At 51.8% G+C, this 26,768-nt stretch carries 25 protein-coding genes; 8 read left to right on the top strand and 17 right to left on the bottom strand.

Annotated features, from left to right (window positions below; genetic code table 11):
• Nucleotides 1–66: 66 nt before the first annotated feature.
• On the bottom strand, nucleotides 67–1,272 hold the full coding sequence (locus tag HFN16_RS13290) for an aminopeptidase (RefSeq protein ID WP_168891217.1): 1,206 nt from the start codon (nucleotides 1,270–1,272) through the stop codon (nucleotides 67–69).
• 87 nt (nucleotides 1,273–1,359) lie between these two features.
• Here HFN16_RS13290 and HFN16_RS13285 point away from each other — a divergent pair, with 87 nt between their 5' ends.
• Nucleotides 1,360–2,376 carry an alpha/beta fold hydrolase gene (locus tag HFN16_RS13285; RefSeq protein WP_247648337.1) on the top strand — a complete coding sequence of 339 codons (1,017 nt, stop codon included), beginning with the start codon at nucleotides 1,360–1,362 and terminating at the stop codon, nucleotides 2,374–2,376.
• Here HFN16_RS13285 and HFN16_RS13280 read toward each other — a convergent pair.
• From HFN16_RS13280 to HFN16_RS13260, 5 genes are all read right to left on the bottom strand, one after another.
• Nucleotides 2,373–3,530, bottom strand: a complete 1,158-nt coding sequence (locus HFN16_RS13280) for a multidrug effflux MFS transporter (RefSeq protein WP_168891216.1) — start codon at nucleotides 3,528–3,530, stop codon at nucleotides 2,373–2,375. The genes HFN16_RS13285 and HFN16_RS13280 overlap by 4 nt on opposite strands.
• Nucleotides 3,531–3,646: 116 nt before the next feature.
• Nucleotides 3,647–4,510, bottom strand: coding sequence for a transporter substrate-binding domain-containing protein (locus tag HFN16_RS13275; RefSeq protein WP_168891215.1), 864 nt, complete (start codon nucleotides 4,508–4,510; stop codon nucleotides 3,647–3,649).
• Nucleotides 4,511–4,616: 106 nt separating this feature from the next.
• On the bottom strand, nucleotides 4,617–7,214 hold the full coding sequence (gene clpB / locus HFN16_RS13270; RefSeq protein ID WP_168891214.1) for an ATP-dependent chaperone ClpB: 2,598 nt from the start codon (nucleotides 7,212–7,214) through the stop codon (nucleotides 4,617–4,619).
• Between the two features lie 153 nt (nucleotides 7,215–7,367).
• A complete protein-coding gene (locus tag HFN16_RS13265) occupies nucleotides 7,368–7,703 on the bottom strand; it encodes a chaperone modulator CbpM (protein WP_168891213.1) in 336 nt (111 codons plus the stop codon).
• Nucleotides 7,704–7,711: 8 nt separating this feature from the next.
• Entirely contained in the window at nucleotides 7,712–8,698 is a 987-nt protein-coding gene (locus HFN16_RS13260; RefSeq protein WP_168891212.1) for a DnaJ C-terminal domain-containing protein, read from the bottom strand.
• A 150-nt stretch (nucleotides 8,699–8,848) separates the two neighbouring features.
• Here HFN16_RS13260 and HFN16_RS13255 point away from each other — a divergent pair, with 150 nt between their 5' ends.
• Nucleotides 8,849–9,406: a BON domain-containing protein gene (locus tag HFN16_RS13255; RefSeq protein ID WP_168891211.1), complete on the top strand. Its 558-nt coding sequence runs from the start codon at nucleotides 8,849–8,851 to the stop codon at nucleotides 9,404–9,406.
• Here HFN16_RS13255 and HFN16_RS13250 read toward each other — a convergent pair whose 3' ends face one another.
• Nucleotides 9,407–10,018, bottom strand: a complete 612-nt coding sequence (locus tag HFN16_RS13250) for a PHP domain-containing protein (protein WP_168891210.1) — start codon at nucleotides 10,016–10,018, stop codon at nucleotides 9,407–9,409.
• 132 nt (nucleotides 10,019–10,150) lie between these two features.
• Between HFN16_RS13250 and HFN16_RS13245 the strand changes: the two genes are divergently transcribed.
• Entirely contained in the window at nucleotides 10,151–11,461 is a 1,311-nt protein-coding gene (locus HFN16_RS13245; RefSeq protein ID WP_168891209.1) for an alkaline phosphatase family protein, read from the top strand.
• Nucleotides 11,462–11,467: 6 nt separating this feature from the next.
• Entirely contained in the window at nucleotides 11,468–12,034 is a 567-nt protein-coding gene (locus tag HFN16_RS13240; RefSeq protein WP_168891208.1) for an adenylyltransferase/cytidyltransferase family protein, read from the top strand.
• Here the strand turns inward: HFN16_RS13240 and HFN16_RS13235 are convergent.
• Both HFN16_RS13235 and coaE read right to left on the bottom strand, forming a co-directional pair.
• Complete coding sequence (locus HFN16_RS13235) at nucleotides 11,995–12,738, bottom strand: rhomboid family intramembrane serine protease (protein ID WP_168891207.1); 744 nt, start codon at nucleotides 12,736–12,738, stop codon at nucleotides 11,995–11,997. The genes HFN16_RS13240 and HFN16_RS13235 overlap by 40 nt on opposite strands.
• Complete coding sequence (coaE, locus tag HFN16_RS13230) at nucleotides 12,735–14,405, bottom strand: dephospho-CoA kinase (protein WP_168891206.1); 1,671 nt, start codon at nucleotides 14,403–14,405, stop codon at nucleotides 12,735–12,737. The genes HFN16_RS13235 and coaE overlap by 4 nt, the downstream gene beginning before the upstream one ends.
• A gap of 178 nt (nucleotides 14,406–14,583) precedes the next feature.
• On the opposite strand from coaE, the gene upp reads away from it, so the two are divergent.
• From upp to HFN16_RS13210, 4 genes are all read left to right on the top strand, one after another.
• Nucleotides 14,584–15,210 (top strand): uracil phosphoribosyltransferase, encoded by a 627-nt coding sequence (upp, locus tag HFN16_RS13225; protein ID WP_168891205.1) that lies wholly within the window; start codon nucleotides 14,584–14,586, stop codon nucleotides 15,208–15,210.
• Between the two features lie 181 nt (nucleotides 15,211–15,391).
• The gene (locus tag HFN16_RS13220) at nucleotides 15,392–16,762 is read left to right on the top strand and encodes a uracil-xanthine permease family protein (RefSeq protein ID WP_168891204.1); all 1,371 of its coding nucleotides are present in this window, start codon (nucleotides 15,392–15,394) and stop codon (nucleotides 16,760–16,762) included.
• 234 nt (nucleotides 16,763–16,996) lie between these two features.
• A complete protein-coding gene (locus HFN16_RS13215) occupies nucleotides 16,997–17,755 on the top strand; it encodes a glycosyltransferase family 2 protein (protein WP_168891203.1) in 759 nt (252 codons plus the stop codon).
• Nucleotides 17,756–17,845: 90 nt separating this feature from the next.
• Nucleotides 17,846–18,682, top strand: a complete 837-nt coding sequence (locus tag HFN16_RS13210) for a mechanosensitive ion channel domain-containing protein (RefSeq protein WP_168891202.1) — start codon at nucleotides 17,846–17,848, stop codon at nucleotides 18,680–18,682.
• 165 nt (nucleotides 18,683–18,847) lie between these two features.
• On the opposite strand, the gene hisA is transcribed toward HFN16_RS13210, so the two are convergent.
• From hisA to HFN16_RS13170, 8 genes are all read right to left on the bottom strand, one after another.
• Nucleotides 18,848–19,576: a 1-(5-phosphoribosyl)-5-[(5-phosphoribosylamino)methylideneamino]imidazole-4-carboxamide isomerase gene (hisA, locus tag HFN16_RS13205; protein ID WP_168891201.1), complete on the bottom strand. Its 729-nt coding sequence runs from the start codon at nucleotides 19,574–19,576 to the stop codon at nucleotides 18,848–18,850.
• Nucleotides 19,573–20,226 carry a hypothetical protein gene (locus HFN16_RS13200; RefSeq protein ID WP_168891200.1) on the bottom strand — a complete coding sequence of 218 codons (654 nt, stop codon included), beginning with the start codon at nucleotides 20,224–20,226 and terminating at the stop codon, nucleotides 19,573–19,575. The genes hisA and HFN16_RS13200 overlap by 4 nt, the downstream gene beginning before the upstream one ends.
• A complete protein-coding gene (gene hisB / locus HFN16_RS13195; protein WP_168891199.1) occupies nucleotides 20,226–20,813 on the bottom strand; it encodes an imidazoleglycerol-phosphate dehydratase HisB in 588 nt (195 codons plus the stop codon). Before hisB ends, HFN16_RS13200 begins: the two co-directional genes overlap by 1 nt.
• 122 nt (nucleotides 20,814–20,935) lie before the next feature.
• Nucleotides 20,936–22,162, bottom strand: coding sequence for a twin-arginine translocase subunit TatC (tatC, locus tag HFN16_RS13190; RefSeq protein ID WP_168891198.1), 1,227 nt, complete (start codon nucleotides 22,160–22,162; stop codon nucleotides 20,936–20,938).
• 6 nt (nucleotides 22,163–22,168) lie between these two features.
• On the bottom strand, nucleotides 22,169–22,507 hold the full coding sequence (gene tatB / locus HFN16_RS13185) for a Sec-independent protein translocase protein TatB (RefSeq protein ID WP_168891197.1): 339 nt from the start codon (nucleotides 22,505–22,507) through the stop codon (nucleotides 22,169–22,171).
• Nucleotides 22,508–22,571: 64 nt separating this feature from the next.
• The gene (gene guaA, locus HFN16_RS13180) at nucleotides 22,572–24,116 is read right to left on the bottom strand and encodes a glutamine-hydrolyzing GMP synthase (protein WP_168891196.1); all 1,545 of its coding nucleotides are present in this window, start codon (nucleotides 24,114–24,116) and stop codon (nucleotides 22,572–22,574) included.
• A 338-nt stretch (nucleotides 24,117–24,454) separates the two neighbouring features.
• The gene (guaB, locus tag HFN16_RS13175) at nucleotides 24,455–25,909 is read right to left on the bottom strand and encodes an IMP dehydrogenase (protein ID WP_168891195.1); all 1,455 of its coding nucleotides are present in this window, start codon (nucleotides 25,907–25,909) and stop codon (nucleotides 24,455–24,457) included.
• Nucleotides 25,910–26,059: 150 nt separating this feature from the next.
• Complete coding sequence (locus HFN16_RS13170) at nucleotides 26,060–26,767, bottom strand: ABC transporter ATP-binding protein (protein ID WP_168892361.1); 708 nt, start codon at nucleotides 26,765–26,767, stop codon at nucleotides 26,060–26,062.
• Nucleotide 26,768: the final 1 nt, after the last annotated feature.

The following is a 26,768-nucleotide window of genomic DNA, read 5'->3' as shown; positions in this document are numbered from 1 at the left end:
CAACAAGTGTGTTTCAAAGAACTCCCCATTTGGGGAAATAGTACCAAAGAGATTGATCTGGCGGGATTATATTTTGAACGTTCCGTTCTCGTAGATAAGACGTGGACGACCCTCAGCGAGCATTGCCGTAACCCGCTTAGGCTGTGTATTGACGAGATCCCAATGCATTTCAGAGGAGTTGAAACCGAGTTCATAAGCAAGTTCCGCGGTCAGCATTTCTACCGGACCGGTAAAACTTTCCAGCACTGAACCACCAAGTGCAAGATGACAGTTACCGTTTGCGCCACCGTAATTTTCATCCAGCAACGTATGAGCCATAAATTGGTCCACGCGAGAAAAGCGCTTATCTGTAAGAGAAAATTCCCCAACTCGTCGTGCACCGGAATCGGAATAAAGCTGATTCTGCAGAAACACCTGTCCACGTTCAGCTTCCACTCGGGCCGCTATACCGTCGGAAAAGTCAATGGATGCCCCTATAACCAGATGACCGTATCGCAAGGAGGCCTGATCCGCGTAATAAGTTCCCTCCACTCCACGGGCATCTGGGGCAAAATATATTTCATACCCAGGGATGTTGGCACCAGAGACACCCACAAAACGACGGTTATCGCCAATGGGCACTTTCAGATTCACGTCCTCTGATTCCACACGAAGACTTTTGATATCCATTGCATCAAGCCAATTGCAGATATCACCAACTTCACGCTGAATACGTTTCCACTCCTTGAGAGGATCAGGCATATTCAGCCAGCAGGCGCGTTGTAGGGCATAGGCATAATCTTCCAAACTCATACCGGAAGCTTCGGCCAGTGCCTTTGTGGGATATACGCATGTGGTCCATCCAAGGGCCCGCGTGTTTTTGCGACGCTCGAGAATGCTACGATTGACTCCGTCTGCCTTGCGGGCCTCGGCAATGGTGCGCGGGTCGACCGTCTGCAGGTGAGTCAAATCCTCAGGTGCAAGGATTGTGATCACACCTGCCGCCTGAGAATACATCTCCGCCTGTCCAGGCGGTTGAAAAAGAAGCTGGCCGTAGCTTGAATTCAGATAGCGCTCCATCTCCATATACGGTGTGGGCATGGCTATAGGCACAGGCATAAGATGTGCGTCCATAAGCCGAGTATACACAGCTTCTGCTAAAGCCAATCCCGGGATGTCGTAGCGAATGAGCACCACATCACGATTTTTAAGCGGCTCCTGACGAGACTCATTCAAAGCCCAGAAAAGCACTTCTGCGTAATTCTCTATATCCACACGATCAAACAACGGCACAATGTCTCCTTTACGCCCAGCAGATCAGAGCGTCATACCAGTATATGCCCTTGCCAAACATAAGCCAAGGATTTCACCTGAAAAGGAATGCTTTACTTCCCGGAAACTCAGTCGTACACCTTTTCCATGCCCGTACTTCCTACTCCCGACTATTTGCCGCCCCTGCCCTTTCGCAATGCCGATCTAGCCACGCTCTACCCGCCGTTGTTCCGCACCTCCCCCTCCCTCCCCATCCCCGGAAGAGAGAGGATCGAGACTCCGGACAATGACTTTCTACTAATAGATCGCCATCGTTCTCGCACAGGTATTTCCCGCAAACTGGCAGTAATCAGCCATGGCCTTGAGGGGCATTCCCGTAAAAAATATGTCTTGGGGATGGCTCGCATGGCAACAGGGCTAGGCTACGATGCAGCATGCTGGTGTCAGCGTAGCTGTGGTGGTGAGGTCAATCGGCTTGTCCGCTCCTATCATTCGGGAGAAACCAACGATCTACACACGGTAATCTCCCACTGCCTTTCCAGCGACCGATACGACGAAGTCGTTCTCATCGGCTTCTCCATGGGAGGCAACCAGATACTGAAATACCTCGGAGAAGCCCCTGACCGAGTGCCTCAACAGGTCGCAGCCGCCGTCACCTTTTCAGTACCATGCGATCTCGCGGCAACAGAGCGTGTCATAGCTCGCCCATCCCGTCGCATATATTTCGAGTATTTCATGAGAGGACTCAGGGAAAAGATCCGCATCAAAGCGAAGCTCTTCCCCAATGAGGTAGACGCTACCCAATTAAACGGCATTCACTCTTTATTGGATTTCGACGATCGCTACACGGCCCCAGTCAATGGTTTCCGTGACGGTACAGATTATTACAAGAAATCCAGCAGTCGCCAGTTCCTTCCGTTCATCCGTATTCCCACGCTTCTGGTCAACGCACAGGACGATCCATTTCTCGCCCCAGAATGTTTCCCGGAACACGAGGCACAAACGAACTCAAATCTGTTTTTTGAAATGCCCAAGTATGGTGGTCATGTTGGCTTCGTGAGCAATGACGAAAACAACGTCTACTGGTCTGAATCACGTGCCCAAGCGTTTCTGGGAAACCTCTAGGCTAGTCGCTTTCCGGCCTGACGCATAATAGCCAATGCCACCAAAGGCACAGCAGCGCCTATCAAGGCAAACTGCCCCAGCGCCGCAACCTTCGAAGGCCACTCCAAAGAAATGAGTTCCATGGCAATTCCGCCAACCAGGAATATCTCAAAAGTCATGACAGACGAGGCCGCACCCACGTCGCTATCCACTTGATCCAGCACCATACTATTGCTGATGGGCCTGGAAAAGCCAACGGCAAAGGTCACACAGCACATGGGCAAAGCCACGGTCATGGGGGAGGTGCCACCAAGTAGCAACAGAAGCCCCCCTGCTATAAGCATCAACATCAGCGACCCGACAAGTATTCGCATTGGACTGATCGAACCGGCCAACCGTGTACATGCAAAGGAACCGAGCATGAGACCAAAGGCATTCAGGGCGAAATATAATCCGAAGACCTGCTCAGACAGCCCAAAACCAGTGATATAGATCGCTGGAGATCCTCCGATAAAACCAAAATGAGGCAAACCCATCATGGCAAAAGCAAGGGCCATGGCTGCAAATCGACCGTTTTTCAGTACTGCGACATAACGCCCTGCCACAGCCAATGCTCCGCCTTTGGTGAACTCAGTCAGAGGTTCCTTCAAACGAAGCGTTCCATAAAGCGCCACTAACGCCATTGCCCCCTGACTCACAAATATCCAACGCCAGGAACCGAACTCCAACAGCAATCCGCCGACGGAGGGAGCTATCATGGGACAAAAAGCCATGATCACTCCAATATATGCGAGAATCTTCTGGCGTTCGGTGCCTTCATACAGATCCTTGGAAAGAGCCAAAGCCAAAGCCGAGGCCGATGCAGCGCCTGCCGCCTGGACAACACGAGCGGCCACTAAAATCCAAATGGATGTAGATACTGCACACATCGCACAACCGGCGATAAACAACAGGATTCCGCCAATCAGTACCGGACGGCGCCCTATTCTGTCGGACAAAGGCCCATGAATGAGAAGGCATGCACTAAAGGCGATGAAAAAGACTACCAACGAGAGGTTGATCTCAGCCAAAGGAACGCCCCACTCGTTTTGAAGCGTTGGAATGGCGGGCAAATACATGTCGGTGGACAGCGGCGGAAAAGCTGCCAGCAAGGAAAGCAAAATCAGGTTAGGCATATCTGGTCCGGTTCAAAAATATGGGCTCGAAAACATATTGAGAGCGCAACAGTTGCCCAGTAGAGGCTGAAAATCAACATAAAGAATATTAATTCAAGGAGAGTGAAAACGAAAGGCTAGCGCCATTTCTGAGGCAACGGGAGACCAAAATATAGAATAACCAGACCGATAAGAAATCCCGCACATACCAAAACAAAAATGAGTACCCAATTACTTTCATCTTCTGCTGGAGGCACGAACCAGTGATCGTATATGTACTGGAGTTCAGATTTTGTTATCGCCCCAAACCCTTCATTAACAAGCTCTAACAACTTGTCATTCCCTTTAGCCACCGCAGCATGCAGCAGCCTTGGGTCGACGAATTCCAGTGGAACAAAATCGCCAACAGCCCCAAGTGATCCGCCCATATACATGATTGTGGGGTAATCCATAAAAACGGCCTCAACCTTCCTGTCAGCCAAGGCTCGGGCAGAATCAAGTACAGTGTTGAATGGGACGATCTTCGCCTGAGGGTGATGAGTATGAATATATTCTTCCGAAGCCCCACCTTTCAAAACGCCTATCGATCTTCCCGCGATTTCATCCATGTTTTTTATAGGCGAATCCTTCAAAACCACCAGACTCGTCTTCATTGCAAGATACCCTACAGAGTAATTCAGGAATTCATTACGCAATGGAGTCTTGAACAACCCACCATGAATGACGTTCCCACCAGCTCGAACTCTTTTAAGCGTCTCATCCCATTGTACGAGTTGAAACTCTACAGGCACACCTGTCTTCTCTGACCATTTACGCCAAACGTCGATAACAATGCCTTTGGGCTCTCCATTATATCCAATAGAACTGAGCGGGGCCATGGTCTTCGAGTGAACAACGATCACTCCTTCGCGGAAGCTTTCAGACAAGTCGGAAGCTTCACTGACAAAGGGCATGGCCACACACCATATTATCACCCATAGCAACAGCGATACTTGCTTCATAACGATGTCCTCATTCGTCAATGCCTCAATCCCCAAATCACAGACAGCCAAAAATAAAACGGGGGTACCGATTCTAATCGATACCCCGTCCTTAAGGATTTAACTATTATTTAAACGTCAACTCACCGTTATCCTCGTCGACTGTGACAGTATCCCCGTCAACCAACTCGCCTCCAATTAACTTCTTGGCCAACGGCGTTTCAAGATGAGCCTGAAGATACCTGTGCAATGGTCGCGCTCCGAAACTGGGGTCATACGCGGCTTCGGCAATGAACCCCTTAGCCGCATCGGTGAGCACCAGGTCGATCTTGCGATCTGCCAACCGCTCGCGAAGGCCGGCCACCAGCAGATCAATAATCTTGACCAATTGTTCGGCCTGAAGCGGTCTAAACAAGACACCCTCGTCCACGCGATTGAGGAACTCGGGGCGGAAGTGCCTGCGAAGGACCTCCATAACCTGTTCCTCCACGCCCTCTTTGAACTCACCGCTGTCGCTAATGCCGTCCAACATGTATTCGGCGCCCAAGTTGGAGGTCATGATGACAATGGTATTCTTGAAATCAACGGTTCGACCATGGGAATCAGTCAGGCGACCATCATCGAGAATCTGCAACAAAACGTTGAACACGTCGTGGTGCGCTTTCTCTATCTCATCAAAAAGAACGACAGAGTATGGCTTACGTCGTACAGCTTCAGTCAGTTGACCGCCCTCGTCATACCCCACATAGCCCGGAGGCGCTCCAATCAGTCGGGCCACGGTGTGCTTCTCCATGTACTCGGACATGTCGATGCGAACCATATTATCTTCAGAGTCGAACAATGCTTCAGCAAGGGTCTTACACAATTCCGTTTTACCGACACCGGTGGGACCGAGGAAAATAAAGGAACCAATGGGTCGCGACGGATCTTTCAATCCTGCTCGGGCGCGGAGAACAGCGTCAGCAACGGCCCGGACAGCTTCGTCCTGACCAACCACTCGCTGGTGGAGAATATCGTTCAATTTCAGCAGCTTTTCGCGCTCCCCTTCCAACAACTTGGACACAGGGATACCAGTCCACTTGGCAATAACCTGAGCCACATCATCCGGACCGACCTCTTCCTTGACCATGCGCGGCGTGTCGCCGGACTCTAAAGCTTCATTACGCTCATTGAGTTCCTTCTCGAGGTTGGCCAAGGTACCGTATTCCAATTCAGCTGCGCGGTTGTAATCATGCACGCGCTTGGCTTCTTCGATTTCCCGACGAATGGTCTCAATCTCTTCCTTAAGAGAACGAAGTCGCTCGATACCGCCCTTTTCATTCTCCCACTGAGCAATGAGGGCCGCCTGCTTTTCCTTGAGGTCCACCAGATCTTTTTCCAACTTCATCAAACGATCCTTGGATGCATCATCCGTTTCACGCTTAAGAGCCTCGCGCTCGATTTCGAGCTGCATGATCATACGATTTGCTTTGTCCAACTCATAAGGCTGAGAGTCTATCTCCGTGCGAATAAGGGCTGCGGCCTCATCAATGAGATCAATGGCTTTATCCGGCAACTGGCGGTCGGTGATATAGCGATGAGAGAGAACTGCGGCTTCAACCACTGCGCCGTCCGATATACGGACACCATGGTGCACTTCGAATCGTTCACGCAAACCGCGCAAAATGGAAATGGTGTCCTCGACAGAAGGCTCTTCCACATGCACAGTCTGGAAACGACGTTCCAAAGCCGGGTCCTTCTCGATATACTTTCGATACTCGTCTGTGGTGGTCGCACCGATACAATGCAACTCACCACGAGCCAACATGGGCTTGAGCAGATTACTCGCGTCCATGGCGCCGTCGGTCTTGCCTGCACCAACAATAGTGTGCAGCTCATCGATGAACATGATGATCTGGCCAGCAGACTCTTGCACTTCTTTCAGGACGGCCTTGAGACGCTCCTCGAATTCACCACGGTACTTGGCGCCTGCGATCAGAGCCCCCATATCCAGACTGAACACAGTCTTGTCCTTGAGGCCTTCGGGGACATCCTCAGCCACGATACGCTGAGCCAAGCCTTCGGCGATAGCGGTCTTACCGACACCGGCTTCACCGATGAGCACCGGGTTATTTTTGGTGCGGCGAGACAGAATGCGAATCACACGGCGAATCTCGGCGTCACGACCAATAACCGGATCGAGCTTACCTGAACGCGCTTCTTCTACCAGATCACGCCCATATTTCTTCAAAGAATCATAGGTCGCTTCCGGGTTGTCAGAGGTCACGCGCTGCTTGCCACGCACTTCGCTGAGAGCACCAAGCACCTTATCTTTGGTCAGCCCGAACTGTTTGTTGATGCGACCAACTCCAGTGCTGGAAGACTCATCCATAAGTGCAAGGAAAACGTGCTCTACCGAAACGAATTCGTCTTTCATGCGTCCTGCATGATCGTCTGCGGCGACCAGCACTTTCTGCAATCGCTGGGTAACTAGGATTTGATCTGGACGTGCCCCGGGTCCTGAGACTTTGGGCAGCTTGGCAATTTCAGCATCCACGGCACCAAGATAGGTGTCCGGAGCAACGCCGAGCTTGCGCAGGATTTGCGGCACCAGGCCCTGCTCCTGAATAACCAGAGCATGAAGCAAGTGCTCGCAATCTATCTGCTGATGACCGTTACGAATGGCAAGATTCTGTGCCTCGGAAACGGCATCCTGAGTTTTCTTGGTGAATTTGTTCGGATCCATACTAGAACCTCCTTAATCAATCTCTATATTGAAGCTGTCAAAAAGGTTCGAGTGTCGGGCGCAAGGGAAGATCAATCCCGCCGCGCACACCCCGTACACGAAGGATTGGTTCTCCCGTAACGCATTGGCATTCGGGCCTTTTCGGACAACCGGCTAGACAAGTCTTTTCAATTCCTCGACTTCCTTCTCAAGCTCCTCGACACGTTCCAGAAGGTCCACCACAATGGAACCACTGTTAAACGACATGTCGAGGTCATTGACCAGTCGCATGAGTTTGTGGATGCGGTAAACGTCCCGCAACCGGAAAAGATACTCCTCAGCGCTGGTTTTCTGGGGGCTGATCCAGCCGAGCTCAATCAACTCTGCCACTTCGCCGGGCTGAATAGCGGTCAGTTCCACCAGTTGCGTCCAGGCAACATATTCCGAGGGCTCCGGCAGATTCAGGCCGGGCAACTGCATCATCACTTCTCTGAGTCGCTTGGTCGTCATAACTACCCCTAAAACTCCCTCGGCTTGAAATTGGATACGCTCTGCAACTCCTCCCAGAGTTCCCGTTCCTTGTCGGTCGTAGGATTGGGAGCCTGGACCATGATGCGCACGTACTGATCTCCACGCTTGGCGCCGGAGCCAAGTCCCTTGCCCTTGATGCGCAGCTTTTTACCTGAACCAATGCCAGGAGGAATCTTCATCTCCACAGCCCCATCCAGGGTGGGTATACGCGTGGTCGTACCCAGCGCAGCTTCCCAAGGCGCAAGATTGAGGTCGAGGATAACATCGGTGTCGTTCACTTTGAACATGGGGTGCGGCATGAGCCTGATCTTCAGATAGAGATCCCCCTTGCTTCCACCAGACATTCCGGGATTTCCCTGACCAGCAAGCCTGATCTTCTGACCATCCTTGATACCCGGAGGAACATTAACCTCCAAAGTTTTGGTAGTCATACGGGGGATACCTTCAGGGCCAGTAACCTGTTCCTGCAACGTGATAGACTTGGAACCTCCGCGGAAGGCTTCATCAAGAGTCAACTCATAAGTAGCCTCGGAATCGGAACCGCGTCGTGGACGCTGCTGGTAGCCACCTGCACCGCCAAATCCGCCAGCTCCTCCGAAACCGCCCTGCTGAAAGCCACCACGAAATCCCGCGCCACCTGCGCCGCCGAAGATGGTTTCAAAAAAGTCTGAAAAGCCGCCTTGCTGGAAACCGCCACCGCCACCAAAATTCATATGCTCATAGCCTGGCGGGGGCTGGAAATTCTGACCGTGCTCCCAGTTGGAGCCGAACTGGTCATAGAGCTTACGCTTCTTCTCGTCCTTGAGAACTTCGTATGCCTCGTTAATTTCCTTAAACTTGGCCTCGGCAGCCTTGTTGTTAGGATTGAGGTCAGGATGGTACTTGCGAGCCAGCTTCTTAAACGCCTTGGCAATCTCGTCTTTAGAAGCGGAGCGCGATACACCGAGCAGTTTGTAGTAGTCTTTGTATTCCATTGATTGAGTGTTCCTCTCACTGGGCGAAAATCATTTCTCTATTCGTGCCAGATAAAGTAATATGCCAGAATCAAGTGTCAAGATGCAAAATGAAATGAGATTAAACTTTTTCCACAGCCTTTTCCACAAACCAACAAAAAGGAGCTCACAATGAAACTCTCACAACGAAAAATCTCCTGCTTGTTAATCCTCTGCCTCTCTTTCACCTGTATAGCATGGACGCCATGGGGCGCCATCTACGAATCCGCCAGAGATGAGCGCAGTGTTGGCCAGCAGGCTGATGACAAACGTATCTCACTGGACATCAAAGGCAAAATGGCAAACAAGGATAAAGGCAAAGCTCTCCAGATTCACTCATACTGCTTTGTAGGCCACGTCTTCTTGGTAGGGGCGATAAATGACAAATCATTCCGCAACTTCGCAGTTAAAACTGCCAAGTCTATTGAAGGAGTGAAAAAAGTCACTACTCATTTCGTAAAAGAAAGCGACACCACACAGGACGACCTGAAAGTTGCGGCCAAGGTACGCGCAGCACTCATTGCCGAAGGCGACTTAAGCGCAACTCAAATTGAAACTGAGACTTTGAACGGTGAAGTTGTGATGGTTGGAATGGTACGAAGCAAGGCCGACGCAAAACTCGCAGTCAAGATTGCCAAGGGCGTCGAGGGTGTCAGAAAGGTCACATCCTACTTGATACCACCCAAGTAATCAGGAAGCTGTTTCCAATAAATGGTATTCAGGCAGCAATTCGAATTTACCGGCTTTGAGTGCCGCCACGAGATCTTCGCGACTTGCAATAGGCGTCGTGAAATTGGTGGGGAACCGCGCCAACTCATCCAGACGATGCGCATCCGACCCAGCGACACCGAGCATGGATTGTTCACGGGAAAAAACATGTGCCTGCGTATTCTCAAAGAGAGTGTTTCGGCCGTTCTCAACCTCCACTGCCACACAGGAACGTGGCGTGATGACCGAGGTGTCAGACGGTCTCCAACCTCGAAATGGGTGGGCAGCTATCACGACTCCGCCCATTTCACTGACAGTTGTCATGAGCAGGTGTGCGTCCATACCCGGTTTTAGAGATTCAACCGGGCCATGGACAAGATAGTCGCCTTGAGGAGTCGTATATTCCATTCCTACGAGAACAAGCAGTCCGTCAGACTGGAAACCTTCGCGAATTTGTGACAAAATACCGGTGGTGTCGTGATCGGTAATGCAAACACCGTCCAACCCGAATGAGCGAGCATTATCCAGGATGTCATCTACGGAGAGCACACTGCATCGGGAAACGTCGGAATGAACGTGCAAATCGATAAGCATGGATTTAGGATGCCTCGTGGTCACCTATGTGACAAGCAGTTTGTATTTATCATAACTTTGACACCTATAGATAACACTGATTTCAACATTGGCAAGCGTCAATAGATAACGCGCCAAAAACCGGAGGCATACGTGCCAGATACCTGCGTACTCATCCTTCTTGATGGTCTGGGCGACAGGGCCCACTTCCAGCTTGGCAACCGCACCCCGCTCCAGACGGCAGAAACTCCCTGCCTGGACAGACTGGCAAGTCTCGGTTCTACCGGCTTGTACCATGCCGGCAAGCTTGGCAAACCTCTGCCCAGCGAGAACGCTCATTTCGCCATGTTCGGCAATTCAATGCGAAATTTCCCGGGACGTGGGCCTTTGGAGGCTTTGGGCGCCGACATCGAATTGGCCGAAAACGACGTGGCCATGCTGGCTCACTTTTGCAGTGTTCTGACTACGTTGGAAAACCACATGGTCCTCAAGTATGACCGGATCTGCGGCACACCTCAGGAAATCGACGCCCTGTACGCCGCTCTGGGACCTTACGAACAGGACGGCGTTGTTGTAGAACTCCACCGGACCGAAGGTCTGTTCTCAGTGTTGACCATGAAAGGAGACGTCTCTCCTCACATCACTGACTCCAACCCCATGGTAGACGGTCGCTTCGTCTCTCAGATTCATCCTCTTTACGACCATAGAAACGATCCGGCGGCTCAACGCACCGCCCAAGTACTCAGTGATTACCACCGCTGGGCACATCACCGCCTCAATGAGGTAAAAGAGAATCAGACACGCATCCGCCAAACCCTGCCCGCCATTAACGGACTGGTAACTCAACGTGCTGGCCAGCTGTGCGAATGCCGCTCCATGCGCGACAAGCTCGGCATGCGCGGTCTCTCCACCACAAGTGGGCACATGTACAAGGGATTGGCCAAATTTCTGGGTATGGACTTCCACCACGTTCGCGACACTCGTGACCCTGGCAATGACATTGCTGAACGCGTTCGTTTCGCCACAGAAAACCTGGGAGATTACGACTTCATCCATGTCCATACCAAGGCTCCTGACCGTGCAGCCCACACCAAGAGCCCAAAGGGTAAGGTCAAAGCCATCGAAGCGCTGGACCGCGGCTTGGCTGAGTCCATTGAGCCGCTCCTCAAAAACGAGGATGTACTGTTGGTAGTAACATCTGACCACTCTACGCCCAGCTCCGGTAACTTGATCCATTCTGGCGAGCCCGTACCGGTCATGTTCATTGGTGACGGTGTTCGTCGAGACAACGTTGAACAGTTCGACGAAATAAGTGTCGCAAGTGGCGCATTGAGCTGTTTACGCGGAGACGAGTTGATGCACATGATCCTCAACTACACAGACCGTGCACGACTCGGTGGCATTCACGATTCACCCCGCCCGCAACTTTTCTGGCCTGGCGACTACGACCCGTTCACCGTCTAGGTACGTATGCCACATCCGCTCGGCTTCATTCACGGCAGGTTTCAGGTGGTCCACAACGACCACCTTCGATACCTGCTGGCGGGCAAGTCGTTGTGCGATCATCTAATAATCGGTGTAACAAATCCCACACCGGAACTCACTGCGGACGAAGCCACAGATCCGCAACGCTCAAACAGTGCGAACAATCCTCTCACCTATGAAGAAAGAGAGGAGATGATTCGTGATGCACTCATTGAGGCTGGCGTGGATGAAGCGGCGTTTGAAATCATTCCTTTCCCTATCAATAGGCCGGAGCTCCTCGCCGACATAGCGCCGCGTGAGGCCATCTATTACCTCACCATTTATGATGAATGGGGGCGGGAAAAGAAAAAGCGATTCGAAGCATTAGGTTTGACCACGCATGTGATGTGGGAAAAATCCACTGATGAAAAGGGCCTCACAGGCACACAGGTACGCGCAGCTATCCGCAATAGGCTTGCCTACCATGATGCCACCCCACCATCGGTGGCAAAAAAAATTGAAGCGTGGAATCTTCAGGAGCGATTGGGCGGAACAGAATCTTCCGGATCGTAATCCTTGGTGTCGGGATTGTAGCAGTACCGACAATGCCCGCGCCTACGAAACCATTGAATCAGCACAATCCCGGCAACAAAGCCGCCCACATGAGCCCACCAGGCAACTTCGCTCACATCCTTCACTTGCGAAATGATACCGGATGTCACCTGTGACAGGAACCACACTCCGAGAAACAGCACTGAAGGAATCCGTAAAATCAACGGAATGAAAACAATAGGGACGAGCGTCAAAACACGACCGTGGGGATAGAGGATGATGTACGCCCCCATGACGCCGCCGACAGCACCAGACGCCCCCACAACCGGGACTGATGAAGCCTGCTCAAAAGCCATGTGCAGTCCAACTGCGGCCATCCCACATAAAAGATAGAACGCCACGAATCCCCAATGCCCGGTAACATCTTCGATATTGTCACCAAAGATCCAGAGCATCCACATGTTGAGAATAACATGAAGCCAGCCGCTGTGCAGAAACATGTATGTGACCAACGGCAGTCCGAAAGAATCCGGATACCCCGCCCACGAAGCCCAATCCGGATTGAAAAATCGTGCAGGGACTACTCCATAGACATGAAAAAGATGAAACAGTGAACGAAAATCAAGCCCCTTGCTGAAAAGGAATACCAGCAAATTGAGTATGATAATGGACGTCACCGCCACCGGTGGGGTGACGCGCGGCACATTATCCCTCAGGGGAATCACTTGGCGACCTCATTATCAAATTCGTCAGCCAATTGAGGCCACAGTTTCTCCAACCAAAGCTTGAACGCATCATTATCGGCCTGAAAACGAGCTTCAGCCCACAGCCGCATGGTGCGGGTTCCCTTCGCCAGTTCATCCAGACCGCCGCAATTCTCAATAAAGGTATCACAGGCTGCCAGCTTCTTTTCTTCCGGCCACTGCCAAGAATCAAAGATAGCCAACATGCTTTCATCTAAACCGCGAATCTCACGCAATTCGCCGGTTCGTTTTTCATGAGGGCAACGCACTCCGGCCACCGCATCCACATGCCCTTTTTCATGCCAGCCGCCTTCGAGCAAAAGAGGAATCTCGGCATAAGCCACTGGCTCGTCACGATGCGCTTTGAAAAACACTTCGCAAGCATGACGCACCATTGGATGAACCATATCCATAATCTCGCGCCGAAGCCCATCCGACTCACACATCGCTTTGAAGAGGCTCGCCTTATCCACACTACCGTCTTCAAGAGAATGCTCACCGCCAAAACGCTGCATGATCATGGCAGCCCCGTCGCCATCGGAAGCGTACAGTTCCGCCACACACTCATCCGCACTGAAACATGGCAAGCCCTCTTCACGCAGGTGTCGCAATACTGTGGACTTGCCACTCCCCGGCATGCCGACGATTCCCACGCGCAGACATTCACGATTCAGTCCAGCCAGCAACGTAAGAAAATCCTTGGACGGCTGTCGCCACAAGGTAATGTTCTCGCCGTTTTCAGGATGGTTAAAAGAAAGATAAAACGCATGGAGCATCTGACGCGGAGCCAATTCCGCAATCCTGTCTGATCGACGACACCATTCGGCATGTTCACGAGAGCCATAGACTGCATCACCTAAAAGAGGATGCCCTATGTGAGCCATATGAACACGAATCTGATGTGTTCTTCCGGTATGAATACGTACTGCCACCAAAGACGCCAGACCACGGGGCCCAGTCCAGAGCACGCGGTAATCACTCTTGGCCTCCCGTCCGCCTTTTTCCAGCACCGCCATACGAGTTTTTTGCTGCGGGTGCCTGCCGATAGGAGCCTCTATAGTACCACTTTCCTTTTCTGGCTTTCCATGAACGATGGCGAGGTACACCTTGCGCACGCGACGCTCTGCGAAATCGGAAGCAAGAGTGAGACGATCCGCTTCAGTGCGAACAGCTGCAATAAGGCCAGAGGTATCCTTATCCAGTCGATGAACGATGCCTGGACGCAGAGAGTCCATCCCCGAATGTTTCGAAGAGATATCAGGATACTTGTGAAGCAGGTGATTGACCAAGGTTGGCCCGGGTTCACCGGGAGCTGGGTGCGTGGTCAGTCCAGCAGCTTTGTCCACGACAACGACATGATCATCTTCGTAGACGATATCCAGATCACCTTCCATAGGCTGGGCCGCATCTTCTGAAGCCTCATTCTCTGCCGCTCCAATGGCTACCTTGTCAAAACTGGCGAGTTTATGTTTACCCTTGGTAACAGGCTCCCCATTTACCAAAGCCAGACCGGATTCGATCCAAGATTTGACCCTTCCACGCGATACTCCTTCATCCTTGAGTTCGCGTCCCCAAAATTTATCCAACCGGATACCGGCATCAGTCGAAGGAACGGTCAATTCCCAGCTATTTTTTTTATCATCGTTCATAGGCAGAAGGATATACCGGGAATCATTGGAAAGTAAATTTCTATCTAAGGTATAATCTACCGGGACCGTGCAATTGCCTCTTGACCCCAACGGCCTCTCAGACTAAAAAAAGAAAGTTTTACACGTTCACAAGATTATCAAGACTATATTTTACAAAACCTCAAGGAAGGATAGAACATTGGCACTACACGTAGTTGACCATCCTCTCATTCGCCATAAAATCGGCATTCTGCGCAAGCACGACATCTCCACCAGCCGCTTCCGTCAGCTGGCAAACGAGATCACCCGTCTGCTCACCTACGAAGCAACCAAGGACTTCGAGACCGAGAAGGTCACCATCGAAGGCTGGGCCGGCGATGTAGAAGTCGATTCCATCAAAGGCAAGAAGGTAACCGTGGTTCCCATTCTGCGCGCCGGTCTCGGCATGCTGGATGGTGTATATGACATGATCCCCGGAGCAAAAGCTTCCGTGGTCGGTTTCTACCGCGATGAAGAAACCCTTCAGCCTGTCGAATACTACGTCAAGCTTGCCAGCCAGATGAAAGACCGCATGGCACTGATCCTCGATCCCATGTTGGCTACTGGTGGCACTCTTGAAGCCACCATTAAGCTGCTCAAGGAGTCCGGCTGCACCTCTATTCGCGGCCTGTTCCTTTGTGCTGCACCTGAGGGCGTAAAGCGTATCCTGGATGCACACCCTGATGTAGAAATCTACGTAGCAGCGGTAGACGAGAAACTAAACGACGTTGGATACATCATCCCCGGTCTCGGAGACGCGGGAGATAAAATATTCGGAACCAAATAGTTGGTTGAAGGCACGCTTCACAGCGTGCCTTTTTTTGGGACACATTTACAAACGGCATACGGGAATCGTCCGATGGGGGCATGGGACGATGGTAGCGAGAATCGGGATTGCCGAGCAATTGCATACACAGGCATGCGACTGGGCTTGCGGGCAAGACCAAAAAGAGAGGAGTTGAGTAGAGATGAGTAACATCCATTCCACTGATTACAATTTTAGACCCAAAGACGCCCTGCTGGGCGCACAAATGCTATTCGTTGCTTTCGGCGCGCTGGTCCTGGTACCTCTGCTGACCGGGCTTGACGCCAACGTGGCACTTTTCACCGCCGGTGCAGGCACCCTTGTCTTCCAGGTTATCACTAAAGGTAAAGTGCCCGTTTTCCTGGCATCGAGCTTCGCCTTTATCGCCCCCATCATCTACGGCGTACAGACTTGGGGTATCCCGGCCACCATGTGCGGCCTTCTTGGTGCAGGCCTGCTCTATGTTGTTCTGAGCTTCCTGATCTCCATTTACGGCTCCGATATGCTTCGCCGAGTACTTCCTCCAGTAGTTACCGGTCCTGTTATCATGGTTATTGGCCTGATCTTGGCTCCTGTTGCTGTGCATATGGCCATGGGCCGCACCGGTGACGGTTCTGCTTGGCTGGTCCCCAACACCACCGCCATGATTATTGCTGGCGTAGCTCTTATCACCACCATCTTTACTTCTCTGCTCGGCAAGGGCTGGATCAAGCTGATCCCCATCCTGCTCGGCATCGTTGCTGGATATGTCACTTCCCTGATTCTGGACGCCACCGGCTTCTCCGCTGCACAGCAGGCCGCATTTGATCCCGGCCAGCTCCAGAACTGGACCGCTCCGGTCTTGGTCAGCTTTGACAAAATAGCTTCTGCCCCAGTGCTGGCAATCCCCAACTTCACGTTCCCCGAATGGAACCTGGAAGCTATCCTCTTCATCGTTCCGGTCGCCATTGCTCCGGCAATTGAACACTTCGGTGATGTTCTTGCCATCAGCGGTATCTCCGGCAAAGACTACGTGAAAGATCCCGGCATCAACAAAACCATGCTCGGCGACGGTGTCGCTACCTCTCTGGCAGCCGTCCTCGGTGGCCCCCCGAACACCACCTACTCCGAGGTTTCCGGTGCCGTAGCTTTGACACGCGCCTTCAACCCGGCCATTATGACCTGGGCTGCCATCACCGCTATCATCCTCGCCTTCGTAGGCAAGCTCGGTGCATTCCTGAACACCATCCCGGTTCCGGTTATGGGCGGCATCATGATCCTGCTGTTCGGCGCTATCACCGTCATCGGCATCAACACCCTAGTGCGCGCAGGCAATGACCTGATGCTCCCCCGCAACCTCGCTATCGTGGCCATCATTCTGGTCTTCGGTATCGGCGGCATGAGCTTCGATCTGGTCATCGTCAAACTCGGCGGCATCGGCCTGGCCGGTATCATAGGTGTGGTTCTGAACCTGATTCTCCCCTGCAAGGATTGCAACGATCCTCTGCCGGACGAAGTCAATCCCCGCGACGCTGATCACAGCACCGACCTGTAGGTCTTAGCCAAACAGACAAAAACAAGGGCCCTGCTTCCACTGGAAGCAGGGCCCTTTCTTCATGGGCTCTTTACTATCCAAAAAGGATCTTCGTAATATCCTGTTTGAAGTGCAAAAGGGTATAATCCATATACAGATGACAACAAGTAAGCACGATCCCCCCATACAATCTTTCATTGGACCAGACAGCCCGAACCCGTTACCATGCGCCAGCTTCAATTCTGGGAGAAAACAATGCGCGAAACCGTGACCGGACTGGTCCTTACACTCAATGGCGAACGTTGGCTCGACGACTGCCTCAAATCGCTCGATTTCTGCGATGAAATACTGGTGGTGGACTCTCAATCCACTGACAGAACCATTGAAATTGCCGAAGCCAATGGAGCACGAGTCATCGTCAATCCATGGCCTGGCCCAGTGGCCCAGTTCGAACTCGCCCTCTCTGAGATCAAAACCGATTGGGTCGTTTCCCTTGATCAGGATGAAATGCTGACGGATGAACTCCGCAATAATATTCAAGTCAAACTTTCGGCCAATGAGCCTGTGGCCGGTTACTACACTCCCCGAAGCTCATACTACTTTAATCGCTTCATGAAGCACTCTGGGTGGTACCCCGATTACCTGTTTCGCGTGTTTCGCCTTGACAAGATGAAGGTGACGGCTTCTGGAGCGCATTATCACTTTGAAGCTCTCGGCAAGACTGACAAGCTGTCCGGAGACATCCTTCACTACCCATATGAATCCTTCGAGCAACATATGGATAAAATCAACTATTATGCCGAAGAAGGTGCCAAGTCTTTACGCGAAAAGGGCCGCAAGGGAGGACTGCTCCAGGGACTCCTTCATGGCACCATACGCTTCATCAAACTCTATTTTCTCAAAGCAGGCCTACTGGATGGAAAGGCAGGATTCTACAACGCAATGGCTGGATTCTACTATACATTCCAAAAATACATCCGAGTAGAAGAAACCGAGAAATGGGGCAAACTGTAGCCTATATTCAAACACCTTTTTGATTCCCCCCTCAGTATCAATATGATATTGGTTCCCAATCACGAAACTAATTTCATTTGAGGAGGATATATGAATCTACTCGATCCCCAGACTGTTCAGGGATTATTGGAAGAAGCCATTGCTATGGTGACCACCCATGGTCTCAACATACTCGTCGCTCTTCTAATTTTTGTCATCGGACGACTTATCGCCAAGCGTCTGTCCATGCTCACCCACAAACTCCTAAGCAAATCCAGAGTGGACGAGACCCTCTGCTCATTCCTGCGCAACATCATCTACTACGCACTGTTAGCCGCCATTATTATCATGGCGTTAGGACAGGCCGGGATCAATGTAACCTCATTTCTTGCTGTCCTCGGTGCTGCCGGCCTTGCTGTTGGCCTTGCTCTCAAGGACTCCCTTTCTAACTTTGCTGCAGGCGTCATGCTCATCATGTTAGGCTTCTTCAAGAAGGGAGACTACGTTACTGCAGGTGGTGAAAGTGGAACCGTCACATCCATAAAGATCTTCAACACTGTTTTGACTACTCCTGATAACAAAGTCATCATCGTACCAAACTCTTCGATCCTCTCAGGTAATATCATTAACGTTACTGCCAATGATACCCGTCGAGTAGACCTTGTTATGGGCATCGGATACGATGACGATCTTCTCAAGGCCAAGCAAGTGCTTGAGCGAATTGTTTCCGAAGAACCCCGTGTACTCAAGGAACCAGCACCACAGATCATGGTTTCGGCACTCGCGGACTCATCAGTCAATATCAATGTCCGCCCTTGGGTCAAGACTGAAGACTATTGGGGTGTGTACTTCGCTCTCACAGAAAAAGTAAAACTCGTATTTGATCAGGAAGGCATCTCCATCCCCTATCCGCAAACCGATGTTCACCTGTTCAAAGCCGACAAGTAAAAGACAAGATCATTAGTGTTAAGGGAAGCGTTTACGAGCGCTTCCCTTTTTTTGCATTGAATGCTGCGCTGTCACAACAGGTCAACAAATCTCCCCACACAACACCAAAGAAGGCCTCTTCCTGTTGGGAAGAGGCCTTCGCATTAATCATATGGTCAGATAGACTTACTGTTCGTCAATCCAAGTATTTGCTTCCTTCACATCCAGAGTACCAACATAGATGGCACGACCGGAAATTGCACCCTCCAAACCTTTCTTGGACAGTGGGTACAAGTTCTTGATGTCATCCATGGTGTGCACGCCACCTGCAGCAATGACAGGAATGGAAGTTTTGGCACACAAGTCAGCCAATCCTTGCACGTTCACACCAGTCTGCATGCCGTCGCGAGAGATGTCGGTGTATACGATGAAACGGATGCCGTCTTTTTCAAGACGCGGCAGCACATCATCCATGGTCAACCCGGCATCTTCCACCCAGCCTTTGGTCTTCAACTGACCGTCAACGGCGTCAAGAGACACGCCAATACGACCAGGCAGGGCCTTGCAGAGATCAGAGAACAAATCCGGCTCCTCCAATGCCATAGTACCAATAATCAGACGATGTACGCCGGCTTCAATATATTTCTCTGCAGTTGCGATATCGCGAATACCACCGCCAAGCTGAACCGGAATATCAATCTCGGTGCAGATGGACTTAATCAGTTCGAAGTTCTTGGGCATGCCCGAGAAGGCACCGTCCAGATCAACTACGTGCAGGTAGCGAGCGCCAAGGGAAGCCCAGTGACGGGCCTGCGCAACAGGGTCACTACCGAATACGGTGACCTGATCTTCCTTGCCCTGTGCAAGGCGGACGCACTCACCGTTCTTGATGTCAACAGCGGGAAAAAGAATCATAATCCGAGTTCCATAAGTTTTTCGTCTATGCCATCCGAGGCCAACCGAGTCGCAGTTACCCACTTACCACCACGTGAATCATACTTTTTGGCGGTAAACAGGTTCTCAATGAGCGACACCTGGGTTTCCTCGTAACGAGCACGAGTCATTCGTTCGTTCTTTACATCAATAAGATAAAATTCCAGCGATACAGACGCCGGGGTCTCAACGCCATAGTCGCTACCAACACGCTCTCGCCAGTAGGTAACTTGTGGCACGAGAAGCAAATCAGCCTGTGCGCATTTGCCTACACCAAGCCAGTACTTCCATGCAGAGACCTTGGGCAAACCGGATTCTTCGAATACCACAACCTCTTCACACGGGCGAACCGCATCCGGAGTGATGTAATCAAAGACCTGATGACTAGCCAGAGTGTCGGTCAACACCTGATTCAGCGTCTCAAGAGTGCCATCAGGGACAGGCTGACCTTCCTGGTCAAGGTAACCAGCCAGAATCTGCCAGTTGTAAACAGGATTGTTGAAACCTGCGACAGCAAGCTTACCCTCAGGACGCGGGACAGCTGCGGTACGCTTCTTGGTGCCACAACCGGCGACCGACATAAGCGACAGGCACAGGACCAACAACAGGAAGATGGAGAATTTGCGTTGCATTAGTCGAGGCTCCCTTTGGTGCTGGAAACACCTTTACGTCCAATACGACTGGCCTGGCCCAAAGCGATGCCCATGGCCTTGAACGCGGCTTCCAGCAGGTGATGGCCATTCTGGCCGTACTCAAACTTGACGTGCAGATTCATGCCCGCCTTGAAAGCAAAAGACTTCAAAAATTCACGCCAAACGTCCTTCTCATCGCCAGCAATAATTGCTGGCAGCAGTTCGTCATTGTAGACGATATAAGGACGGCCGGAAATATCGATGACAACTTCTGCAAGAGCTTCGTCCATGGGCACTTTGGCAGATGCCACACGAACAATGCCTTTCTTGTCGCCCAAGGCTTCGGACAGTGCTTGTCCAAGACAAAGGCCGATGTCTTCAAGAGTATGATGGCTGTCAATCTCCAGGTCGCCTTTGCAAGTGAGGTCCAGATCGAATCCGGCCCAGAAGGCAAACAGGGTCAGCATGTGGTCGGCAAACCCCACGCCTGTATCAACATTGACACGCCCCTCGCCCTCAAGATTGAGAGAAAGTTTGATGTCAGTTTCATTGGTGGTACGTTCCACCGTGGCTTTGCGCCCAGCCATAGCGCTCTCCTTTCTTAGTAAAGAATACAATTGCTCTTTGAGCGCGACTGTATACAAAAACTCTAGAAAAAGAAACCGGGCAGGAGTCGCCAATTTTGGCAATCCCGCCCGGATCATTGTTTTTATGCCTTATCAGCCTGCTCTTCAGGCTCGTCCTCTTTAGCTTTTGCTTCAGCGGCGGCGGCATCCAATTCAGCCTGCTTGGCTGCTTCCTCGGCCTCACGCTTTTGCTGGTGACGTTTCTCATTCTTACCGAAGAAGAATGCCACCCAGATGCCGAGCTCATAAAGGATGATCAGCGGCCCCGCCATGAGGCACTGGGTAAATGGATCAGGCGGCGTCAGGATAGCTGCCAAAACAAAACCGATAAGGATGGCATACTTACGCTTTTCACGCAGCCCCTTGGAGGATACCATGCCCATCCGTGCAAGGAAAAATATGAACAACGGCAGTTCGAATACAAACCCGAATGCAAACAGCAACTTCAGACAGAAGCTCAAATACTCATTGAGTTTCGGTGTAAACTGAATACCCTCGGTAGAGAAGCTCGCGAAGAACTCGAAACCAAACGGGAAAACGACGAAGTAGCCGAACCCTGCACCAGCTGTGAAGAAGATGGCCGAGATAAGCGCCATCGGAATCATCCACTTGCGTTCATGAGCGTAAAGACCGGGAGCAATAAAACCCCAGATCTGAGCAAACACATATGGGCTGACAAGGAACAGACCCGCTACGATAGAAATTTTGATATGAGAGAAGAAAGCTTCTGCAGGATAGGTATACTGAAAGTGCCCTTCCTGAGCGACTTGCATCAGGGACTTTTGGAGAGCATCAACGAACAGGTCCACCTGATCGGTGGGCAGTCCTCTCTCACCCATAAGGCCAGTCAGTAAATTGCGGAATTGATCGTAGAACTCACCCGACAGGATGGGATTGTTCGCGGCCTGCTTCTGGAACACCTTGATCATCGGTTCCATGAGGATGTCGAACATCTTGTCAGCAAAGCTGTAACAGGCAAGCATACCGACAGCTATGGCAATGAAACTGCGCGTCAAGCGCAGACGAAGTTCGCCAAGATGATCAAGAAGAGACATATGCCCTTCTTCGTCTTCTTCGAACTCTTCGCCGTCAGATTCTTCAGGTGTATCCTCAGCAGAATCAGTACCGTTATCGCTAGCGTCACCATCGGCAACAGCAAGGTTCTGTTCAGCTTCGGCAATTTCCTCTTCAGAAGCTACAGGCATGCCTGCATCTTCAAGAGAGGGGTCGTCATCCGGGGTTTCGTCAGGAGAGTTCACCACCGGCTCTTCGGAGGTGATTTCCTTCTTCTCGTCTTTTTCGGAACTCATGCGAAATTAGGCCTTGTCATTGGCGGCTTCGGTGACAGCCTCTGCCTGGGCCTTTTCCAGTTCAGCCTTGGCGGTTTCCGCTTCTGCCTTTGCAGTCTCGGCTTCCATCTTGGCCTTTTCAGCTTTACGGCGGGCGAGTTCCTCGTCCACTTCACGCTTGCGGGCTTCAGTTTCGGCCTTGCTCACTTCGTCGTCTAGGGTGGACTTAACGTCGTTCCCCACGCGCTTAAACTCGGCAACCCCCTTGCCCAGAGAACGCAGCATCTCAGGCAATTTTTTGGGGCCGATGACGATGAGCGCCACCACACAGATGATCAACAGTTCCGGTCCACCAACTCCAAACATATGCAATTCCTTTCAAATTGCCGGGAAGACATGACGCCTTCCCGGCAACGTCACTTTTGAGTGCCTATTCCCACTCGATGGTGCTCGGCGGCTTGGAAGAGATATCCAAGACAACTCGGTTGACGCCCTTGACCTCGTTGATGATCCTGTTTGACATGCGGGCCAGCAGTTCGCTGGGCAGTCGAGACCAGTCAGCGGTCATGGCATCGATGGAATCAACGACGCGCAGGGCAATAACATTCTCGTAGGTGCGGTCATCACCCATGACACCAACGGTCTTGAGCGGCAACAGCACGGCAAAGCCCTGCCATACCTTACGATACCAGTCGGAGGCAACCATTTCGTTCTGAACTATCTTATCTGCGAGGCGCAGAATCTCCAGACGCTCCTCGGTAACCTCACCGATAATGCGGATAGACAGGCCCGGACCGGGGAACGGCTGACGCCAGATGATGTGCTCAGGCAGACCCAGTTCGTAGGCTGCGCGGCGCACTTCGTCTTTGAACAGTTCACGCAGCGGTTCAACCAGCTTGAGATTCATCTTCTCAGGCAGGCCACCAACGTTGTGGTGAGATTTGATAACAGCAGAGGGGCCCTTGAAAGACTCGGACTCAATAACATCCGGGTACAGGGTGCCCTGACCGAGCCACTTTACGCCATCAATGGCCTTGGCTTCACGGTCAAAAACTTCGATGAACTTGTAACCGATGAGCTTGCGCTTCTTCTCGGGATCTTCAACGCCCTTGAGGTCGTCCAGGAATTCCTGGGCTGCATCAACGAACTTGACGTTGAGATCAAAGTGTTCGGCCAGGAAGCCGACGACTTCTTCTTTCTCGCCCATACGAAGCAGACCATTATCTACGAAGATGCAGTGCAAGTTCTTGCCAATGGCGCGATGCAGGAGCACTGCGGCCACGGTGGAATCAATACCGCCGGACAGGCCCAGAACTACCTTGTCATCACCAACCTGCTTCTTCAGATCCTCAATGCAGGTTTCCACGAAGGAAGACATGGACCAGGAAGATTCCAGACCAGCGACCTTGAACAGGAAGTTCTGGATGATCTTCTCGCCGTGCTCGGTGTGAGCAACTTCCGGGTGGAACTGAAGAGCATAAATTTTCTTTTCGTCATTACCCATGGCGCCGAACTCAATGGAGTCGGTCTTGCCCATGGGCAGGAAGCCTTCAGGCAGACCTTCAACGCGGTCACCATGGGACATCCAAACGGTCAGGTCTTCTTTCTCATCAATACCGTCAAACAGTACGCAGTCGTTCAATGCGGAGAACTGTGCGCGACCGTATTCGCGGTCGGTGGAGGATACAACCTTACCGCCGAGTTTGTGGGCCAGGAGCTGCATGCCGTAGCAAATGCCAAGCACCGGGATGCCCATTTCCATATATTCCATGTTCAGGTCCGGACATCCGCCTTCCAGAACGCTGGAAGGACCACCCGACAAAATCAGTGCGGACGGTTTGAACGCCTTGACCCGTTCGGGATCGACGTTACACGGATGGATCTCGGAATAGATACCCGCTTCGCGCACGCGACGTGCGATCAGCTGGGTGAACTGGCTGCCAAAATCAAGAATGAGTACTCTATTGTCGTGCATGCGTACCTCTCTAATTCACATCACAAAAAATGAAAAGAAGAAGATGTCTACGCCCCCCGATCCCCTCTCACCTATCAATACAATCGGAAATGCGCCTTGCGCTGGGTGAAGAGAGGTGGGAAGCAGCGCTGCCTGCCGCACCTATACGGCTTAGGCCCGCTATTGGGAAATACACTGAACTTACGTTCATTTCAGCAGTCGCCCTTCTGACAGGACGACTATACACCGCTATTTGAATTATTGCCGCCACTCCCGCTTCAGGTTTCTCTACCAAAATATGGAATGAGGCTGGGGGAAAAACCTCATCAGAGGCTTCTCCCCCATACTAATTGCTTTATTTAGCCATCGCCACGGTAGTTCGGAGACTCCTTGGTGATGGTCACGTCATGGACGTGGGACTCACGGAGACCAGCCGGGGAAATGGGAACCATCTGAGAATTTTCGTACAGGTCGTTAAGAGTAGCAGAACCGGTGTAGCCCATACCGGAACGCAGACCACCGATGAACTGGAAGATAGTATCACCCACAATACCACGGTAAGGCACACGGCCAACGATGCCTTCAGGGACGAGCTTCTTGGACTTCTCCTGGAAGTAACGATCAGAGCTACCCTTCTTCATGGCGTCGATGGAGCCCATACCGCGGTACTGCTTATAAGTACGGCCTTGGTACAAGATGGTTTCACCCGGGGACTCATCGGTGCCTGCGAGAACAGAACCCATCATGCAGACATTGGCACCCACAGCGAGAGCCTTGACCACGTCGCCGGAGTATTTGATGCCACCATCAGCGATGATGCACTTGTCAGCTTCACGAGCTGCGCGATTGGCTTCCATTACTGCGGTAATCTGCGGGACGCCGACACCGGCTACCACACGAGTGGTGCAGATGGAACCGGGGCCGATACCAACCTTGACGGTATCTACACCAGCCTCGATCAGCGCCTTGGCACCTTCATAAGTAGCAATGTTACCACCGATCAGCTGGACATTCGGGAAAGCGGCACGCAGTTCGCGAGCGGACTTCAGGATATTCTCGGAATGACCATGGGCAGAATCCAGTACCAGGAAGTCAACACCAGCATGCAACAGAGCCTCAGAACGACTCAGGCAGTCAGGTCCGATGCCAATGGCTGCACCACAAATCAGGCGCCCTCTGCCATCCTTAACAGCATCAGGATACTTCTTGTGCTTGTTGATATCCTTGATGGTGATGAGACCTTTAAGGCGTCCATCCTCATCAACCACCAACAGCTTTTCGATGCGGTGCTGGTGCAGCTTACGCTTGGCCTCATCGTTATCGATGCCCTCGGGCACGGTGACGAGGTTGCGGCTGGTCATCAACTCGGAAACCAGCGGGTTTTCATCTTTCACGAACCGGATGTCACGGTTGGTGATGATACCCACCAGATGGTCGCCCTTAACAACAGGCAGACCGGAAATACGGTACTCAGCCATAATGGCCTTCACCTTGCCCAGATCATCGTCGGGATGAACGGTGAGGGGATCGGAGATCATACCGGATTCAGACTTTTTGACGCGATCAATCTCACGCGCCTGCTCACGCACGGACATGTTCTTGTGAATGACACCTGCACCACCGTAACGTGCCATGGAAATAGCCATACGGGATTCAGTGACAGTGTCCATGGCCGCAGATATGAGCGGAATGTTCAGCTTGATCTGTGGCGTCAGGTAAGTGGAAACATCCACTGCGTCGGGCAGCACATTGGAATAGCCCGGCAACAACAGTACGTCGTCGAAAGTCAGTGCCTTATCAAGTATCTTGCTCATATCGTCCTCCAGAGCGTTAGTGTTCTACGTATATAAATGAATGTTCTGATCAATACGATTATAAGCCGCTCACACAGCTTGTGATTGTCGGAACAAACTACCTATTATGAAGAAGGCCGGGCGTTTCCGCCCGGCCTTCGCCTTTTCTTTTTACAGCCCCAAGTAGGCCTTTTTCACCTGCTCGTCCGCAAGCAGCTTGTCGCAGGAGTCGGTGAGCACTATCCGCCCATTCTCCATGACATAGCCTCGGTGCCCGATCTTGAGAGCAAGGTTCGCGTTCTGCTCCACCAGGAAAATAGTGGTACCGCTTTCCGCGTTAACCTTTTTAATGATCTCAAAGATCTGCTTCACCACCAATGGGGCAAGGCCCATCGACGGTTCATCGAGGAGCAACAACTTGGGACGGGCCATAAGGGCGCGGCCAATAGCCAACATCTGTTGCTCACCACCGGACAGATTGCCGCCCGGCTGCTTACGACGTTCCGCTAAAATGGGGAACAGGTCGTAACAATATTCCATATCGCGCGCAATGCCTTCTTTATCGCTCCGCATAAACGCGCCCATATCCAGATTTTCCTGAACGGTAAGTTCGGGAAAAATCAAACGACCTTCCGGCACCTGGCAAACACCTTTGGCCACGATCTGATTCGGAGCCACCTTGGTGATCTCCTCGTCCTGATAGACGACCGAACCATTTCTGGCCTGAACCACACCGCATACGGTCATGAGGGTGGTGGACTTGCCTGCGCCATTTGCGCCGATCAAGGTAACAATTTCACCACGATCGATATGGAGGTTAACGTCGTACAGAGCCTGAATGTTGCCATAAAAGCTGTCGACGTTACTGAGTTCTAATATT

This window comes from Pseudodesulfovibrio sp. zrk46 (assembly GCF_012516435.1).
In the GTDB taxonomy this organism is placed as follows: Bacteria; Desulfobacterota; Desulfovibrionia; order Desulfovibrionales; family Desulfovibrionaceae; genus Pseudodesulfovibrio.
The sequence above is the reverse complement of the archived record's forward strand: the minus strand, read 5'-3'. Positions and strand labels throughout refer to the sequence as shown.